Below are 501 nucleotides of genomic sequence, written 5' to 3'. Positions count from 1 at the left end.
AGGCGCATGGACCTACAGATTGCCTGCGCGTGTCGGCCAGGAAATCTTGAAGCGAACCGAGGGGCTGCCTGAAGCGATCAGGGCGACCGCCTGGAAGGCGCAAGTGCGACTATGCCAGCGATACCGGCGCATGCAGGCCAGCGGCCGCCCCACCAACATCGTCACTGTCGCCATCGCGCGCGAGCTCGCTGCTTTCGTCTGGGCGATTGCGACAACAGTTCCCATTCCCCCCACAAAGGCAGCCTGACGAAGGGGCGCCAAATACAAAGGAGAAAGGTTTAATTCCATCACGCTGCTTATTGTTGGGCGTGGCGGCCGGTCAGGGCAACCCTCGTTGTGATTCTGCGAGCCTGAAACGGCAACACGCGCCATGTGAGACAGAGGAAGGCCCGAGACGAACCACGGTCCTGCGGTATTCAACCCGCGCATCAGAGTCTGATCAACCGTCGTCTCAATGCCGCCGCGTCCTGCAATAGGCAGCATATTTGTCCCTCGTCGACG

At 60.7% G+C, this 501-nt stretch carries 1 pseudogene; it reads left to right on the top strand.

The window, feature by feature from the left end:
* Positions 1-247 (top strand): annotated as a pseudogene (locus tag QD409_RS35835) (IS110 family transposase); the annotation flags it as partial.
* Positions 248-501: the final 254 nt, after the last annotated feature.

It is taken from the genome of Rhizobium sp. BR 315, from assembly GCF_050577975.1.
Classification (GTDB): domain Bacteria; phylum Pseudomonadota; class Alphaproteobacteria; order Rhizobiales; family Rhizobiaceae; genus Rhizobium; species Rhizobium miluonense.
Note: the sequence above shows the minus strand (reverse complement) of the source record. Positions and strands in the feature narration are given on the sequence as shown.